The sequence below is a fragment of the Kitasatospora purpeofusca genome (assembly GCF_034043715.1).
Taxonomy (GTDB): Bacteria; Actinomycetota; Actinomycetes; order Streptomycetales; family Streptomycetaceae; genus Kitasatospora; species Kitasatospora purpeofusca_A.
Genome location: NZ_JAXCLC010000017.1, coordinates 17,008 through 33,145 on the forward strand (window position 1 = coordinate 17,008; position 16,138 = coordinate 33,145).

Consider the following 16,138-nt stretch of genomic DNA (forward strand, 5'->3'; position numbering starts at 1 on the left):
ACCAGGGCACCAACCAGACCGGACCGACAGCCGGCCGGCAACTGATCGACCCATGGGGAGCGGCGGCAATGGCAGAAATCGGCACCACCCTCAACGGCCAGCACCACCACACCGACGGACGGCCCCGGACGGCCGCCCCGCACCGGCCCGCAGCTGCCACCGCGGCCCCCGGCCTGTCCTCCGTCCCCTCCGTCCTGATCGCCACCCGCCACGGCGAGTCCACCGCCAACGTCGAGTTCCAGCACGCCGAGGCGGCCGGCGCGCTCAGCGTCCCGATCAGCTGCCGGGACGCGGACATCCCGCTCTCGATGCGCGGCCAGCAGCAGGCGCAGGCCCTCGGCCGCTGGTGGGCCGGGCTGCCCAGCGCCGACCGGCCGCGCAGCGTCTGGTGCTCGCCGTACGTGCGCACCGCCGAGACCGCCCGGATCGCGCTCGCCCAGGCCGCCGGCCTCGGCGCCGTCCCGGTCTCGCTCGCCGTCCGCTACGACGAGCGGCTGCGCGACCGCGAACTCGGCGTGCTGGAGATGCTGCCCCGGGCCGCGATCGAGGCCGAGCACCCCGAGGAGGCGGCCCGGCGGCGGAAGATGGGCGAGCTGTACTACCGCCCGCCCGGCGGCGAGTCCTGGGCCGACGTGGCCCTGCGGGTGCGCAGCGTGCTGCGCGACGTCTGCGCCGAGGACGCCGGGCGGCCGGTCCTGCTGATCGCGCACGACTGCACGGTGCTCATGCTCCGCTACGCGCTGGACCGGCTCTCCGAGGAGCAGCTGATCGCGCTGGAGCCGGTGCGCAACTGCTCCACCAGCCTCTGGCGCGCCGAGGCCGGCCGGCTGCGGCCCGAGCACTGGAACGACACCGGGCACCTGGAGCACACGGGCTGAACGGGAGAGCTGAACGGAGGACCGAGCGGGAGGACCGAGCGGGAGGGCTGAACGGGAGCGGCGGGCCGTCCGGGCCGTCCGGAGCCGTCAGGCCCGGACGGCGACCCTGGCGGCCGGCTCGGCGAAGCAGCGCCGGTAGGCCAGCGGCGTGGTGCCCAGCCGGCGGCCGAAGTGGTGCCGCAGGGTGGCCGCGTTGCCGAAGCCGCAGCGGGCGGCGATCGTGTCCACCGGCTCGCTGGTCGACTCCAGCAGCCGCTGGGCGAACAGCAGCCGCTGCCCGATCAGCCAGCGGTGCGGGGTGGTCCCGGTCTCCTGGTGGAAGCGCCGGGCGAAGGTGCGCGGCGACATGTGGACCCGGGCGGCCAGCTGCTCGACGGTCGACTCCTCGTCCAGGTGGTGGCGCATCCAGTCGAGCAGCGGGGCGAGCGAGTCGCCGTCCCCCTCCGGCAGCGGCCGGTAGACGAACTGCGCCTGCCCGCCCTCCCGGTGCGGGGCCACCACCATCCGGCGGGCGATGCCCCGGGCCACTTCGGCGCCCTGCACCCGGCGGACCAGGTGCAGACAGGCGTCGATGCCGGCCGCCGTACCGGCGGAGGTGATCACCGGATCGTCGTCCACGTACAGGACGTCCGGCTCGACCCTGGTCCGCGGGTACCGGGCGGCCAGTTCGGCGCTGTACCGCCAGTGCGTGGTGGAGCGGCGGCCGTCCAGCAGTCCGGCGGCGCCGAGCACGAACGCGCCGCTGCAGATGGAGAGCACCCGGGCGCCCCGGGCGTGGGCCGCCCGCAGTGCCTCCAGCAGCGGCTCCGGGTACTCCCGGCTGATGGTGGTGGCCGTGACCACCACCAGGTCGGCGGCGGCGAGCCGCTCGGGGCCGTGCGGGACGTCGATGGTGAAGCCGGCGTGGGTGCGGTGCGGGCCGGGGCGGGCGCCGGCGATCGCGAAGTCGTAGCCGGGCAGTCCGTCCTCGGTCCGGTCGAGGCCGAACACCTCGCAGGCCACCCCGAGTTCGAAGGGGTGGACCTCTTCCATCACGACCGCGACCACGTTCTTGAGCATGCCCACAGGGTAGCCCCGGCGATGGCAGTTTTTCGATGCATTCGGGCATTCCTGCCACTCGTCCGGCGCGCGTGCCGACGGGAGAGTGGAGACATGGATTCCGACACGCTCGCCAGCGCACTGGCCCTGCTCGGGACGGTCGGCGGATTCGGCCTGCTCGGTGCCCTGATCGGACGCGAGGTGGCCGCGCAGAAGGCCACCGGACGCGACAACTGGCACCGTCCGGGGGGCTACCCCGTCGACCCCGCCCTGCCCGACCGGCTCCACGGCACCATGCCCGCCGCCTCGCTCCGCCCGTCCGCCGACCCCGCCACCGTCCGCACCGCCGCTTCCCCCGCCCCCACCGCCACCGCCCCCACCGGCGCCGATGCCGGACCCCCGCTCACCGTCCTGCCCGGCGGCTCCGGCAGACTGGCCGGATGGACATCGTCATCCGGCCGGCCCGGCCCGAGGAGTTCGAGGAAGCCGGCCGCATAACCGTCGAGGCCTTCGTCGGCGACGGCCACACCGCACCCGAGGGCGACTACGTCCACCGGCTGCGCGACGCGGCCCGCCGGGCCGAGGAGGCCGAACTCCTGGTCGCGGTCGACCCGGCCGCCGGCACCGTCCTCGGCTGCGTCACCTTCGCGGTCGGCGGCACCACCTGGGCGGACATCGCCGGGCCCGAGGAGGGCGAGATCCGGATGCTGGCCACCGCGGCGGCCGCCCGCGGGCGCGGCGTCGGCGAGGCCCTGGTCCGCGCCACGCTCGCCCGCAGCCGCGAACTCGGCCTGGCCGGGATGGCGTTCTCCACCCAGCCGGCGATGACCACCGCCCACCGGATCTACGAGCGGGTCGGCTTCGGCCGCGCCCCCGAGCGGGACTGGTCGCCGGTACCCGGGATCGATCTGATGGTCTACAGCATGCTGTTCTGAGCGTCCGTCCGGCTCCGGCCGGACGACTTTCGAGGCCGGGATGACGATCCACCATCGGGTATGACGATCGGATTTGGGCGCTGCTAGGATCCGCCGCATGACGACGGGGAACACGCCGGCTGGCTGGTACGACGATCCTTCCGGCCAGGCCGATACGGAGCGCTGGTGGGACGGTTCCGCATGGAGCGGCCGTACCCGGCCCAGGTCCGCGGCCGACGCCGCGACGGTGAGCTCCGGGCCCGCCGGCGCCGCCGGCCAGGGCGCTCCGGGCGCGTTCGGCCCCGCCCCCTCGCTCGCCGCGACGCCCACGGTGGTCACGCCCGCCGCCCCGGCCGCGCCGCGGCAGCCGTTCACGCCGACCCCGGTCGTGTTCGAGACCGTCGAGCCCAACACCGGCCGCCGCAAGCTGCTGCTCGGCGTCGGCGCCGTACTGCTCTCCGTGGTCATGGCCGGCGCCGGCTACTTCGTCGGCCACCGGAGCACCGACAAGATCGCCGGCCCGACGGCCGGCGGCAGCACCTCCCCGACCGCCACCGCCGACCCCAAGAGCCCCAACGGCTTCATGGGCGCCACCCTGACCGGCGGCCAGCAGTTCCCCGGCGGGAAGCAGGTGACCGGCCAGGAGTCGAAGATGAACTTCCTGCTGCCGGCCGACTGGCAGGTCCAGACCGACGCCAAGAACCCCACCGACGTGCGCTACGCGGTCTCCCCGTACGCCTGCGTCGGCCACGGCAGCGGCGCCTGCACCCGCGGCCTGGTGGTCCAGAACCTCCGGGTCTTCAACGGCGGCTGGGCCGACGCGAAGTCCATGGTCCTCGGCATGGGCCAGCTGCTCTACAACACCCGCTTCGGCTCCGACGCGCCCACGCCGCCCGAGCCGCTGAAGCAGTCCGCCGTCAAGATCCAGGGTATGGACGGCTACCTGGCGCTCTGGCACGTGCCGATGTCCAGCGGCTCCTCGACCCCCGACGCCTACTGCGGCGTCCTCGAGGTGACCCCGGCGGCCGGCGCCACCACCGTGCCGGTGCTGCAGATCTGCCTCGACCAGGCCGCCGAGGCCCCGGCCCTGACGCTGATGGACCAGATAGCCAACTCGGTGAAGATCACCCCCTGATTCGGAGACATCCGGACGAACAGAGTCCGGACATTGCCCCCGCCCCCCGGTGACCCGTCACCGGGGGGTGCCTTTATGCTCACTAGCGGCCACCGGGGCCCGCCGCCCACACGGCGGGCACCACGAACGCACCGGCCGGTACGAGAACGACCGCAGCCGCCCCGAGCACGGGACGGCCCACAACGGGGGATTGGACTGGTGGACTCCACCGACGAACGGACGACGCACACCGGCGGCCGACGCGGACGAGGACGCCACAGCAGGCGCCTCCCCGAGGCCCCGCACCAGCGGCGCGCGACCCGCAGCCAGTCCCGCAACGCCTCCGCCCGGCGCAACTACCTGGCCTGCGCCGAGGCCACCGGCCCGCTGCTGGACGGCGAGGGCGTCGACACCGTCCGCTACCGCGCCGTGTCCTCGCTCGGCGTCAAGGTCGTCCTGACCCTGCTGGTCGCCCTGAACGCGGTGGCCGGCCTGGTGTTCGTAGGCTGGCTGCTGCTGCCCTCGCACATACCCGGGCCGGGCGTCGGCTGGTCCCCGGACTGGCGGATCAACGTCGCCCGGCTCTGCTTCTGCGCCGTGGTCACCGTCGAACTGGTGCGGCTCGTCCAGAACCTCGCGGTCTGGGTGTTCGCCTTCCGCGCCAAGGACCCGATACCCGTCACCGCCCGGCCCGGCCTCAAGGTCGCGGTGCTCACCACCATCGTGCCGTCCAAGGAGCCGATCGAGATCGTCGAGCAGACCCTCGCGGCCATGCTGGAGATCGAGTACGACGGCGAGGTGGACGTCTGGATCCTCGACGAGGGCGACGACGACCGGGTGAAGGCGATGGCCGCCCGGCTCGGCGTGCACCACTTCAGCCGCAAGGGCCGCCCCGAGTACAACCGGGCCGAGGGCGAGTTCCGGGCGAAGACCAAGTCCGGCAACCACAACTCCTGGCGGGCCGAGCACGAGCACAAGTACGACGTGGTGGCCCAGATGGACCCGGACCACGTCCCCCTGCCGTGCTTCCTCGAACGCACCCTCGGCTACTTCCGCGACCCCGACACCGCCTTCGTGGTCGCCCCCCAGGTGTACGGCAACATGTACGACAACTGGGTCGCGCACGGTGCCTCCGTGCAGCAGTACCTCTTCTCCGGCCTGGTCGAGCGCGGCGGCAACGGCCTGGACGCCCCGCTGCTGATCGGCACCAACCACCTCTACCGGCCCGCCGCCTGGCAGCAGATCGGCGGCTACCAGGACTCGATCATCGAGGACCACCTGACCAGCATGCGGGTGCAGGCCACCGAGAACCCGGCCACCGGACGCCGCTGGAAGGGCGTCTACACCCCCGACGTCCTGGCCGTGGGCGAGGGCCCGACCTCCTGGACCGACTACTTCAACCAGCAGAAGCGCTGGGCGTTCGGCATCTGGGAGATCCTGCTCAGGACCCGGCTGCGCAAGGGCATCCGGCTGCGGACGCGCCAGCGGGTGCTGTACGGGCTGGTCCAGTTCTACTACCCGAGCGTGGCCGTGACCACCGTCCTGGGCAGCCTCGCCACCGCCGTCTACCTGGCCTGCGGGATCACCTCGATCCAGCTCGACACCGTGCTCTGGGCCTCGCTCTGGGGCGCCAGCATGGGCAGTTGGTTCCTGCTCTGGCTCTGGCTGCGGCGCTTCAACCTGGCCGCCCACGAGCGGCGCGAGATCGGCATGGCCGGCATGGGCCTGGCCCTGTTCGCCGGACCGGTGTACCTCGCGGCCGCGATCGCCGCGCTGCTGCGCCGCCCGCTGGCCTACGCGGTGACCGCCAAGGGCGACCTGCGCAGCGCCGAGCGGCTGTCGACCTTCCGGCTGCACCTGCTGTGGGCCGCCGTCGCGGCCGGGCTGCTCGCCGCGAGCTTCACCCTGCACCACGGCATCTGGCTGCTGCGGTTCTGGGCGGGCGTCAGCATGTTCACCGGCATCGCGCCGCCGGTCATCTCCTTCGTCAGCGCGCGCCGGATCGCCCGGGCCGAGCGCCGGGCCGCCGCCGGGCTGCCCGCGCCGCGCCGCGCGGACGACGACGCCCGGGCCGACGACGCCCACGCCAGGGCCGACGACGCCGACACTCGGGCCGACGAGGCCGCGGACGACGAGGCCGGGCCTCTCGGACCGGACGAGGCCGGAACAGCCGCCGCGGGCCCCGGGACGGGCCCCGACGAGCGGGAACTCGCGAAGCTGCTGGAGCCGGCCCCGGCCGGCGGCGGCCGGAAGGGCGGTCGCTGATGCTGCGGATCACCGTGCCCCGGGTCGTCGGCCTGCTCGCGCTCACGCTGCTGGCCGCCTACGCCTTCGTACTGGCGCCGAAGTACAACGCCCGCCACGCGCCCGAGCCGTACGCCTTCTCCGGCAAGGCGCCGACCGCGATGCCGGACTGGCTGGTCGCCGCACTGGCCGCGCCGGCCCCGACCGCCGACACCACCACCGGCACCGCGACGCCCACCGACACCCCCGCTCCCGTCCCCACCCCCGCTCCGACGGGCGGCGAGGACGCCGGCAGCCCCGCCCCGGCCCCCGTCGAACCGGCCCCGGCCCCGTTCCCGGCCCCCGGCGGCGCCTTCATGGGCCTGATGACCAAGGCCGGCCCGTACGACCTCGAGCCGGTCGAGGAGTTCGCCGCCGCCGTGAAGCACAACCCGAACGTGCTGGAGTTCTCCGTCGGCTGGTGGGACAAGCGGTTCGACCGCCGGGTCTTCGACACCGTGGCCGAACGCGGCATCATGCCGATGGTCGCCTGGGAGCCCTGGGACTTCCACAAGGAGTCCAAGGTCGACAAGCTCCGCGGCGAACAGCCCGACTACGCGCTGAGCCGCATCATCGGCGGCGAGTTCGACCCCTACATCAAGCAGTGGGCGGAGGGCGTCAAGAGCCTCGGCTACCCGATCGCCCTGCGCTTCGCCCACGAGATGAACGGCTACTGGTACCCGTGGGCGGAGCAGGCCAACGGCAACCGCCGCGGCCAGTACGTCCAGGCCTGGAAGCACGTCCACGACCTCTTCCGGCAGGCCGGCGCCGACAAGGTGGTCTGGGTGTGGAGCCCGAACATCGACTACGAGAACGCCACCTCGCTGGACTCGCTCTATCCCGGTGACGACTACGTCGACTGGATCGGCCTGTCCGGCTACTACGGCACCGTCGGCCTGGAGAAGTACGCCTCCTTCGAGCAGATCTTCGAGCCGACGCTGAAGAAGCTGCGGACCTTCAGCCAGAAGCCCGTGGTGATCACCGAGACCGCCGCCACCGACAGCTCCGGCCAGAAGGCCCGCTGGATCACCGAGATGTTCGAGCAACTGCCCCGGCACCCGGACATCATCGGCCTGATCTGGTACGAGGCCGTCAAGGAGGTCGACTGGCGGGTCACCGCCTCCGACGCGGCCGGCGCGGCGTACGCCGCCGGGGTCGCCGCGCCCCGGTACGCCGGTCAGTGGACCGTCCGCTCGCAGCCGCTCCTCACCGTGCCGCCGCCCCCGCCGCCCGCCGCGCCGCCCGCCGGCACGGCCTCGCCCTCGGCCCCGGCGACACCCTCGCCGAGCGCCAAGCCGACCGGCGGCACCGGCACCCGGCCGTCCGGGGTGAACTCCCCGACCCGGAAGCCGACCGCCACCAAGCCCCGGAGCTCCCCGTCGGCCGCCGCCGGATAGCCTCGACCGACCGCGGGCCCGTCCGCCCGCGGAAGGCCGCCGGGGCACCGGCCGGCCCGCAGACCGAACACCAGTACCCCGTTGGGAGGCGAAGAGCATGGTCCGCCCGTTCCTGCCCGGTCCCGGGCGTCCCCGGCCGCGCGCCTGGTGGTGGCTCGCGCCCACCGCCCTCCTGGTGCTCTGCCTGTGCGCCGTGCTGATCCCGCGCGAGAGCGCCCCCTCGACCGCCGCCGCCGCCCCGCCGCCCCCACCGCCGCCGCTGACCTCGGCCGAGCCGGGCGAGCTGTGCTCCACCGCGCAGAACCGCTACCCCTCGCAGCCGGTGGACTCCGGGCGCTACGTCATCAACCCCAACGAGTGGAACGCCACCGGCGGCCTGTGCGTGCACGGCGGCAACGACAGCGCCGCCTTCGCCGTCACCCGCAGCGCCGTCGCCCGCGGCAACCTCACCGACCCGGCCCGCGGCCCCGGCGCCTACCCCCACATCAGCACCCCGCTCGGCGGCGACGGCGTCAGCCCGCTGCCCATCGCCGTCGACAACCTGCGGTACGCCACCAGCACCTGGCGCACCACCCAGGTGGACGGGGGAGTCTGGAACGCCTCCTACGACCTCTGGTACAGCACCACCCGGGGCAGCTGCTCGTTCACCGAGAGTGCCGAGGTGATGATCTGGCTGCGCGGCAACGGCACCTCGCCGTTCGGCAAGCAGTCCGGCGAGCTGCGCACCGGCGGCCAGGCCTACCGGGTGTACGAGGCGCCGAAGAAGAGCAGCCACACCCTGATCACCTACGAGGCGGCCTCCGCCACCAACGTCGTCACCGGCCTCGACCTGCGCGCCTTCACCCGCGACGCGGTCCAGCGCGGCTACGTCCCGGCCGGCTCGTACCTGTGCGCCGTCCAGGCCGGCTTCGAGATCTGGGAGGGCGGCGCGGGCCTCGGCACCGACGCGTTCTCGTTCGAGGTCGCCGCGGGCCGCCCCAGCGGCGCGATCACCTCCGCGGTGCCCGGCTACTGCCTGGACAGCCGGGTGGCCGGCGACCCGGCCGCGGTCGGCGCCGCCACCTGCGACGGCTCCCCGGCGCAGAGCTGGACCATGGGCGAGGACGGCTCCGTCGGCCAGGCCGGACGCTGTCTGGAGGACCCCGACATCGGGTTCCCGGTCCTCACCGGCTGCACCCGCCGGCCCGACCAGCGCTGGCGCTCCACCGACGGCGGGCAGCTGGTCAACGAGGAATCCGGGAAGTGCGTGGAGAACCCCGCGACCGGCCCCACGGGCACCGGGAACGGCCCCCAGGTGCGGATGCGGCTGTGCGCCGCCAAGCCCGCCCAGGAGTGGCACAGACCGGTCTGAGGGCGCCGAAAAGCCCCCGCAGCCTATCGCACCCGACCCACGACACGCAGCCTCGCGACACTACATGTGGGGCTTCGTCGGACGAGCGCCACTAGATGTATGCTCACTCCTGCTGTCGAAGCAGGGGAACCCGGTGTGAATCCGGGACTGCCCCGCAGCGGTGAGCGGTCGCCTCCCCAGGGGGCCCGCGAGTCCGAGTACCTGCCGACGGCGTGCCGGCGCCTCCCCGCAGAGGCCATGCGCACCAGCACCATTTCCGGGCCTCGCGGGCGGGCCGGGGACGAATCGCGCGCGGCGCCCACGGGCCCGCGCGGCGTACTCCCCTGCCCCGAACGGCCCGGCCCCCGATCCACCGCCGTCGACCGCCGCCAGGAGAGAAGCGCCTTGACCACCGCTGCCTCAGTCGTCCTGCCCGCCCAGGGTTCCAGCTCCGCCCCCGCCGACCCGACGGTCGCCGATCCCGGCGGTGCGCTCCTGCGCATTCTCACCGACCGCAGCGCCGACCTCCCCCAGGTGGACCCCGGTCATGTCGCCGCCGCCGCGCTGCGCGGGCGCCACGCCGGCTCGGACTTCGCCGAGCTGCGCGGACTGGCCGTCGACGCCGCCGCGTCGATGATCGCCGAGGACCCGCAGTACTCCAAGCTCGCGGCCCGACTGCTCGCGCTGGAGATCGTCGACGAGGCGGCGGGCCAGCACGTGGTCTCGTTCTCCACCTCGATCGCCGTCGGCCACGCCGAGGGCCTGATCGGTGACGCCACCGCCGCCTTCGTCGCCAAGCACACCGCCACCCTGGACGCGCTGATCGACCCCCAGGGCGACGACCGCTTCGAGTACTTCGGCCTGCGCACCGTCCAGAGCCGCTACCTGCTGCGCCACCCGATCACCCGCAAGGTCGTCGAGACCCCGCAGCACTTCCTGCTCCGTGTCGCCTGTGGCCTGGCGGTCGGCGACACCGAGCAGTCGGTGCGCGAGGTCGCCGAGCTGTACCGCCTGATGAGCCGGCTGGAGTACCTGACCTCCTCGCCGACCCTCTTCAACTCCGGCACCCGGCACCCGCAGATGTCCAGCTGCTACCTGCTGGACTCGCCGCTGGACAACCTGGACTCGATCTACTCCCGCTACGCGCAGATCGCCCGGCTGTCCAAGCACGCCGGCGGCATCGGCCTGTCCTACTCCCGGATCCGCTCCCGCGGTTCGCTGATCCGCGGCACCAACGGCAAGTCCAACGGCATCGTGCCGTTCCTGCGCACCCTCGACTCCTCGGTCGCCGCCGTCAACCAGGGCGGCCGCCGCAAGGGCGCGGCCTGCGTCTACCTGGAGACCTGGCACGCGGACATCGAGGAGTTCCTGGAGCTGCGCGACAACACCGGTGAGGAGGCGCGCCGCACCCACAACCTGAACCTGGCGCACTGGATCCCGGACGAGTTCATGCGGCGGGTCAACGCCAACGCCGACTGGTCGCTGTTCTCCCCCGCCGACGTCCCCGAGCTGGTCGACCTGTGGGGCGCCGAGTTCGACGAGGCGTACCTGAAGGCCGAGCTGGCCGGCAAGGCCGTCCGCACCATCCCCGCGCAGACCCTCTACGCCCGGATGATGCGGACCCTGGCGCAGACCGGCAACGGCTGGATGACCTTCAAGGACGCCTCCAACCGCGCCGCCAACCAGACCGCGCTGCCCGGCCGCACGGTGCACAGCTCCAACCTCTGCACCGAGATCCTGGAGGTCACCGACGACTCCGAGACCGCGGTCTGCAACCTCGGCTCGGTCAACCTCGGCGCCCACGTCGCCGCCGGTGCCACCGCCGCCGACCTGCTGAACGCGATGGACTGGGACCGGCTGGACAGCACCGTCCGCACCGCCGTCACCTTCCTCGACCGCGTGGTGGACATCAACTTCTACCCGACCCCCGAGGCCGGCGCCTCCAACTCCCGCTGGCGCCCGGTCGGCCTCGGCGTGATGGGCCTCCAGGACGTCTTCTTCCAGCTGCGGATCGGCTTCGACTCCGCCGAGGCCAAGGCCCTCTCCACGCTGATCGCCGAGCGCATCATGCTCACCGCCTACGAGCGCTCCGCCGACCTGGCCGAGCAGCTCGGCCGGCACGAGGCGTACGGCGAGACCCGCGCCGCCCGCGGCGAGCTGCACATCGACCACTTCCCGAGCGCCGCGCCCGAGTGGGCCGACCGCTGGGACGCGCTGCGCGCCCGGATCGCCACCACCGGCCTGCGCAACTCGCTGCTGCTCGCCATCGCGCCGACCGCCACGATCGCCTCGATCGCCGGCGTCTACGAGTGCATCGAGCCGCAGGTGTCCAACCTGTTCAAGCGCGAGACCCTCTCCGGCGAGTTCCTCCAGGTCAACCCGTACCTGGTGCGCGAGCTCAAGGAGCTCGGCGTCTGGGACGAGCAGACCCGGGACGCGCTGCGCGAAGCCAACGGCTCCGTGCAGGAGCTCGGCTGGCTGCCCGCCGAGGTCCGTTCGCTGTACCGCACCGCCTGGGAGCTGCCGCAGCGCGCGCTGATCGACCTGGCCGCCGCCCGGATGCCGTACATCGACCAGAGCCAGTCGCTGAACCTGTTCATGGCCGCGCCGACCATCGGCAAGCTCAGCTCGATGTACGCCTACGCCTGGAAGGTCGGTCTGAAGACCACCTACTACCTGCGTTCGCGCCCGGCCACCCGGATCGCCCAGGCCGCCTCGGGCACCACCCGCACCGCCGCGCCGGTGCCGGCCCAGACCGTCACCGTGGGCGCCCCGACCCTCACCCCGGAGGAGGAGGCCGCGCTGGCCTGCTCCCTGGAGAACCCCGAGTCCTGCGAGGCCTGCCAGTGAGCACCCCCGACCGCGAGAAGATGCTGCTCGACCCCGGGTTCGAGCTGACGCTGCGCCCGATGCGCTACCCGTCGTTCTACGACCGGTACCGGGACGCCATCAAGAACACCTGGACGGTGGAGGAGGTGGACCTGCACTCGGACGTCGCCGACCTGGCGAAGCTGAGTGAGGGCGAGCGGCACATGATCGGCCGGCTGGTCGCGTTCTTCGCGACCGGCGACTCGATCGTCTCCAACAACGTGGTGCTGAGCCTGTACAAGCACATCAACTCCCCGGAGGCGCGGCTGTACCTGAGCCGTCAGCTGTTCGAGGAGGCGGTGCACGTCCAGTTCTACCTGACGCTGCTGGACACCTACCTTCCGGACCCGGAGGACCGCAACGCGGCCTTCGCGGCGGTGGAGAACATTCCGTCGATCCACCAGAAGGCCCAGTTCTGCTTCAAGTACATGAACGCGGTCGACCACATCGACTCGCTGCAGAGCAAGGACGACCGGCGGGCGTTCCTGCTGAACCTGATCTGCTTCGCGGCGTGTGTCGAGGGGCTGTTCTTCTACGGCGCGTTCGCCTACGTGTACTGGTTCCGGAGCCGGGGCCTGCTGCACGGCCTGGCGACGGGGACGAACTGGGTGTTCCGCGACGAGTCCATGCACATGGACTTCGCGATGTCGGTGGTCGACACCGTGCGCGAGGAGGAGCCCGACCTCTTCGACGAGAAGATGGCGCAGCAGGTGACGGAGATGCTGGAGGAGGCCGTCGAGGCCGAGCTCCAGTTCGCCCAGGACCTGTGCGGTGAGGGTCTGCCCGGGATGAACACCGCGTCGATGCGGGAGTACCTGCAGGCCGTGGCCGACCAGCGGCTCGCCCGCCTGGGCATGCCGATCCGGTACGGCTCGACCAACCCGTTCGGCTTCATGGAGCTCCAGAACGTGCAGGAGCTGACCAACTTCTTCGAGCGCCGGGTGTCGGCGTACCAGGTCGCGGTCGAGGGCTCGGTCGCCTTCGACGACGACTTCTAGGAGCCCCGGTCCGGAGGGGGGAGCACCGTTCGGTGCTCCCCCCTCCGTCGTCAGACGGGCCGTCGAACGCCGTCAGGATCACGGAGCCACACCCACTGCCGCTCCGGTGTGACGGTGATGCCGAAGTCGTACGGTGTCGGTCGGCCGCGCGCCTCCCATCGCGATCGGGCGGTCAGCAGTTCGTCACCGATGCGGCGCGGGCCGCCCTGGTGCAGCACGGCGCTGTTGTCGCCGCGCGCCGACAGGGCCGCCCACGAGGCGTGGCCGTCGTGGATCCAGGCGTTGACGCCGTCCTCGTCCCGGCCGGTGATCACCACCGCGTCCGGGACGGCGACCCGCACCGCGAAACGCAGGTCCCAGTCGTCGGCGAGCGGAGCGAAGTCGCCGACGACGATCCGCTCGGCGGCGGGGTCGGCGGTGCCGCGCACTTTCGCGTAGCCGTCGTGGCCGGCTACCGGCGGAACGGGACCGGACCGGTCGGCCATGAACTGCCCGAGACCCTGGACCCGACCGCTCGCGCCACGGCCGTCGGCGGCCACCGTGAGCGCGACGTGCCCGAGCCGTCCCCACGGGTAGACGATCCGGCCGCCCGGCTTGGTGGCCTCGATCCAGGTGCGGGGGACGGTCTCGACGGCATAGGTCGCGTGGATCCGGTCGAACGGGCCGCCGGGCGCCATGCTGCTCGTGGCGTTGCCGACGACCACCTCGGCGTCGACTCCGGCGGCGGCGATCCGCGCGCGTGCGAGCAGGGCCAGATCCTCGTCGATCTCCGTGGAGACGACCAGGCCCGGCCCGGCGCGCCGGGCGGCGAGCGCGCAACTCCAGCCCTGGCCGGTGCCGATGTCCCACACGGTGTGGCCGGGCTCCAGCAGCAGGCTGTCCAGCATGTCCGCGACCACGGCGGGCGCCGAGAGGCTGGAGGAAGGGAGCCCGCCGGTGACCTGGGTGACCGCCGCCGCGTCCGGGCCGGCGTACAACTCGTCCGCCCAGGCGGCCGGAGAGGTTGGGCGGTCGATCGGCGCGTAGGCGCGGCCGTCCCAACGCCACAGCCGGTCCGGCGCGAACGCGTCGCGGGGCAGCGCGGCCATGGCCTCGCGCAACCACGGCGAGTCCTTGGGCCACGCGTTGCGCTGCTCCATCACCGCGTCCAGCCGGGTGCGGCGGTCGGTTAGGTCACGGCTCACTTCCGGTGCTTCCCGTCGCCCGGCGGCGGAGGCGGTACCTGCCCGTCGGCATTGCCCGGCGGCGGGTCCCCCTGCCCCGGGTCCGGCGGCGGCTTCTCGTGCTCACCCATGCGCTCGTTCCCTTCGTCGGACTCGCGATCCATCCTTGCGCGGCACCGCTCTTCGGTGACAGACGCGCGCAGGCGCACAAGAGGCTGTAGGTGTCAGCGGTGCGCGCCGGTACGAACGACGATGCCCCGCCCGGCCAAAGCCGGGCGGGGCACCGTCGGTTGGTTCAGTAGGTCGGAAACTCCCCGCCCCTTACCGCTCCCACGAAGGCTGCCCACGCATCCGCAGGGAACATCAGCGCGGGCCCGTCCGGGTCCTTGGAGTCACGGACTGCCATTCCACCCAGCTTCGGCTGCCTGGTCTCCACGCACTCGTTCGCCTGAGCGCTGTAGCTGCTCTTGCACCACTCGTCTCCGGCGGCCTCGGCGGGGACCGCCTCGGCCACCTCAACACAGTTGCTCTGAGCGCCGGAGTACGAGGACTTCCGCCAGGCCAGGTCAGCAGTGGCCGAGTCGTGGATGCTACTCATCGCTGTGATGTCCCTTCGCGATGCGCTTGATGAGCGCAATTGATTCCTTGCGCGGCAGGGCTTCGGCCAGCGCCCGCCGGAACAGGTTGGAGTAGTTGAAGACTTCTCCCGGCTCCTCGATGTAGAGCGTGCTGAGGAGGCTGTCCACATAGACGACGTCCGTCTCGGTGCTCTCAGGAAAGCTGAGGATCACCAGCGGACCGAAAAGGGCAGCATGAACGTCCGATTCCTCCGGCAGCACCTGGATGTTGATGTTCGGCTGGTCCGCCATGGTGACCAGGTAGTCGAGTTGCTCCCGCATCACCGCCCGCCCGCCGATCTGGTGTTTCAGAGCGGACTCCGACAGCACGACCCACAGCCGCAGGGGAGGTTCGCGCGTAAGCACCGACCGCCTCTCCAGCCGAACCTTTGTCAGCCGCTCTACCTGCTCAACGCTGGCATCCTCTATCTGCGCGCGGACCACAGCCCGGGTGTAGTCCTCGGTCTGCAAGAGGCCTGGGATCAGGAAGGTCTCCACACTGTAGGCATCGGAGGCATCGGCTTCCAGCGAGATGTAGTCCGCATACAGAGGCGACAGGGTGTCGGAATACCTGTCCCACCATCCACGCAGACGCCCTTCCCGGGACAAGTCCTCCAGTTGGCTGCGCTTCGACTGCTCCATCACTCCGTAGAGGTCGAGCAGCAGTCTGAGGTCCACCAGCCTGATTCCGGACTGAGCGGCCTCGATCCGACTGATCTTGCTCTCGGCGCAGGCCAGTTGCCTCGCCGATTGAGCGATTGTCATACCTACAGCAAGCCGCATCTCCTTGAGAGTTCGAGCGAGCCGCCGCTGTCGGACCGTCGGATTCCTGTTCACCGGCACGCGTGACCTCCCAGCATCTGTGCGCTGTCAGTCTGCCGCCCTCGGCCCGCGACAACAATCTTTGATCACTTCCAAAGTAGGGACTTGCACTTTGGAAGTCACCAGGAGCATGCTACTCAACGTAGCTCGCTGGTGGACACGTTGTGATCACAGTGGGCCGCTCACCGGGCATCCCATGCCTGCTTCAGCTGCTGTCACCCAGACCGACCAGAGGTGGCCCCGCCATGCCTGAATCCGTTTCCGCCACTCCCCCCTCCCCCGCCGAACACGCCTGCTGGCTCCCCCGGCACCGGAAGTCCCCCGGCGCGGCCCGCCGGGAGCTGCGTTCCTTCCTCGCCGACCACCCCAGCAGCGAAAACCTGCTCCCCACCGGCGAGTTGCTGCTCTCCGAGCTGGTCACCAACTCCGTCCAGCACGCCCGCACCGCCCGGGGGCGCCTGATCCAGATCCGCTTCGGACTCGCCGACAGCCTCCTCCGTATCGAGGTCCACGACGCCGACAGCGAGAAGCCCGCCCTCCGCGACGCCTCCGACTCCGACGAGGCCGGCCGAGGACTGCTCCTCGTCCACGAGTTGGCCACCCAGTGGGGCTGCTGCCCCCGCGCCGGCGGCATCGGCAAGTTCGTCTGGTGCCACATCTCCGCCGAGGCCGCCGCATAACGCACGCGCCCCCGCCCGGACCACCGGGCGGGGGCG

The 16,138-nt window shown here is 72.1% G+C and carries 14 protein-coding genes and 1 riboswitch; of the genes, 10 read left to right on the forward strand and 4 right to left on the reverse strand.

Annotated elements, in window-relative coordinates; all coding sequences use genetic code 11:
* Positions 1-68 precede the first annotated feature (68 nt).
* Entirely contained in the window at positions 69-878 is an 810-nt protein-coding gene (locus SM793_RS11685; protein ID WP_320438042.1) for a histidine phosphatase family protein, read from the forward strand.
* A gap of 87 nt (positions 879-965) precedes the next feature.
* Here the strand turns inward: SM793_RS11685 and SM793_RS11690 are convergent, their stop codons facing one another.
* Complete coding sequence (locus SM793_RS11690) at positions 966-1,937, reverse strand: helix-turn-helix domain-containing protein (protein WP_320438043.1); 972 nt, start codon at positions 1,935-1,937, stop codon at positions 966-968.
* Positions 1,938-2,030: 93 nt separating this feature from the next.
* Here SM793_RS11690 and SM793_RS11695 point away from each other — a divergent pair, with 93 nt between their 5' ends.
* The 8 genes from SM793_RS11695 (at position 2,031) to SM793_RS11730 (ending at position 12,820) form a co-directional block, all read left to right on the forward strand.
* Complete coding sequence (locus SM793_RS11695) at positions 2,031-2,414, forward strand: hypothetical protein (RefSeq protein ID WP_320438044.1); 384 nt, start codon at positions 2,031-2,033, stop codon at positions 2,412-2,414.
* Entirely contained in the window at positions 2,357-2,851 is a 495-nt protein-coding gene (locus tag SM793_RS11700; RefSeq protein ID WP_320438045.1) for a GNAT family N-acetyltransferase, read from the forward strand. Before SM793_RS11695 ends, SM793_RS11700 begins: the two co-directional genes overlap by 58 nt.
* A gap of 97 nt (positions 2,852-2,948) precedes the next feature.
* On the forward strand, positions 2,949-3,965 hold the full coding sequence (locus SM793_RS11705) for a DUF2510 domain-containing protein (RefSeq protein WP_320438046.1): 1,017 nt from the start codon (positions 2,949-2,951) through the stop codon (positions 3,963-3,965).
* Between the two features lie 198 nt (positions 3,966-4,163).
* On the forward strand, positions 4,164-6,209 hold the full coding sequence (locus SM793_RS11710; RefSeq protein WP_320438047.1) for a glycosyltransferase family 2 protein: 2,046 nt from the start codon (positions 4,164-4,166) through the stop codon (positions 6,207-6,209).
* Entirely contained in the window at positions 6,209-7,624 is a 1,416-nt protein-coding gene (locus SM793_RS11715) for a glycoside hydrolase family 26 protein (protein WP_320438048.1), read from the forward strand. Before SM793_RS11710 ends, SM793_RS11715 begins: the two co-directional genes overlap by 1 nt.
* Before the next feature lie 97 nt (positions 7,625-7,721).
* Positions 7,722-8,975: a GH12 family glycosyl hydrolase domain-containing protein gene (locus SM793_RS11720; RefSeq protein ID WP_320438049.1), complete on the forward strand. Its 1,254-nt coding sequence runs from the start codon at positions 7,722-7,724 to the stop codon at positions 8,973-8,975.
* 61 nt (positions 8,976-9,036) lie between these two features.
* Positions 9,037-9,199: riboswitch (cobalamin riboswitch) on the forward strand.
* Positions 9,200-9,383: 184 nt separating this feature from the next.
* Positions 9,384-11,804, forward strand: coding sequence for a ribonucleoside-diphosphate reductase subunit alpha (locus SM793_RS11725; protein ID WP_320438113.1), 2,421 nt, complete (start codon positions 9,384-9,386; stop codon positions 11,802-11,804).
* A 20-nt stretch (positions 11,805-11,824) separates the two neighbouring features.
* Positions 11,825-12,820, forward strand: coding sequence for a ribonucleotide-diphosphate reductase subunit beta (locus SM793_RS11730; protein WP_320438114.1), 996 nt, complete (start codon positions 11,825-11,827; stop codon positions 12,818-12,820).
* A gap of 50 nt (positions 12,821-12,870) precedes the next feature.
* On the opposite strand, the gene SM793_RS11735 is transcribed toward SM793_RS11730, so the two are convergent.
* The 3 genes from SM793_RS11735 to SM793_RS11745 all read right to left on the reverse strand — a co-directional run bounded on the left by SM793_RS11735 (position 12,871) and on the right by SM793_RS11745 (position 15,443).
* Entirely contained in the window at positions 12,871-14,004 is a 1,134-nt protein-coding gene (locus tag SM793_RS11735) for a protein-L-isoaspartate O-methyltransferase family protein (protein ID WP_320438050.1), read from the reverse strand.
* 274 nt (positions 14,005-14,278) lie between these two features.
* Positions 14,279-14,581, reverse strand: coding sequence for a DUF397 domain-containing protein (locus tag SM793_RS11740; RefSeq protein ID WP_320438051.1), 303 nt, complete (start codon positions 14,579-14,581; stop codon positions 14,279-14,281).
* Positions 14,574-15,443, reverse strand: a complete 870-nt coding sequence (locus SM793_RS11745) for a helix-turn-helix transcriptional regulator (RefSeq protein WP_320438052.1) — start codon at positions 15,441-15,443, stop codon at positions 14,574-14,576. Before SM793_RS11745 ends, SM793_RS11740 begins: the two co-directional genes overlap by 8 nt.
* Before the next feature lie 224 nt (positions 15,444-15,667).
* Between SM793_RS11745 and SM793_RS11750 the strand changes: the two genes are divergently transcribed.
* Positions 15,668-16,102, forward strand: coding sequence for an ATP-binding protein (locus SM793_RS11750; protein ID WP_320438053.1), 435 nt, complete (start codon positions 15,668-15,670; stop codon positions 16,100-16,102).
* Positions 16,103-16,138 lie beyond the last annotated feature (36 nt).

What these genes read in the sequence shown, in the direction of transcription:
- SM793_RS11685 (WP_320438042.1), top strand. Translation starts at nt 69, where the DNA reads ATGGCAGAAATCGGCACCACCCTCAACGGCCAGCACCACCACACCGAC.
- SM793_RS11690 (WP_320438043.1), bottom strand. Translation starts at nt 1,937, where the DNA reads ATGCTCAAGAACGTGGTCGCGGTCGTGATGGAAGAGGTCCACCCCTTC.
- SM793_RS11695 (WP_320438044.1), top strand. Translation starts at nt 2,031, where the DNA reads ATGGATTCCGACACGCTCGCCAGCGCACTGGCCCTGCTCGGGACGGTC.
- SM793_RS11700 (WP_320438045.1), top strand. Translation starts at nt 2,357, where the DNA reads ATGGACATCGTCATCCGGCCGGCCCGGCCCGAGGAGTTCGAGGAAGCC.
- SM793_RS11705 (WP_320438046.1), top strand. Translation starts at nt 2,949, where the DNA reads ATGACGACGGGGAACACGCCGGCTGGCTGGTACGACGATCCTTCCGGC.
- SM793_RS11715 (WP_320438048.1), top strand. Translation starts at nt 6,209, where the DNA reads ATGCTGCGGATCACCGTGCCCCGGGTCGTCGGCCTGCTCGCGCTCACG.
- SM793_RS11720 (WP_320438049.1), top strand. Translation starts at nt 7,722, where the DNA reads ATGGTCCGCCCGTTCCTGCCCGGTCCCGGGCGTCCCCGGCCGCGCGCC.
- SM793_RS11730 (WP_320438114.1), top strand. Translation starts at nt 11,825, where the DNA reads ATGCTGCTCGACCCCGGGTTCGAGCTGACGCTGCGCCCGATGCGCTAC.
- SM793_RS11740 (WP_320438051.1), bottom strand. Translation starts at nt 14,581, where the DNA reads ATGAGTAGCATCCACGACTCGGCCACTGCTGACCTGGCCTGGCGGAAG.
- SM793_RS11750 (WP_320438053.1), top strand. Translation starts at nt 15,668, where the DNA reads ATGCCTGAATCCGTTTCCGCCACTCCCCCCTCCCCCGCCGAACACGCC.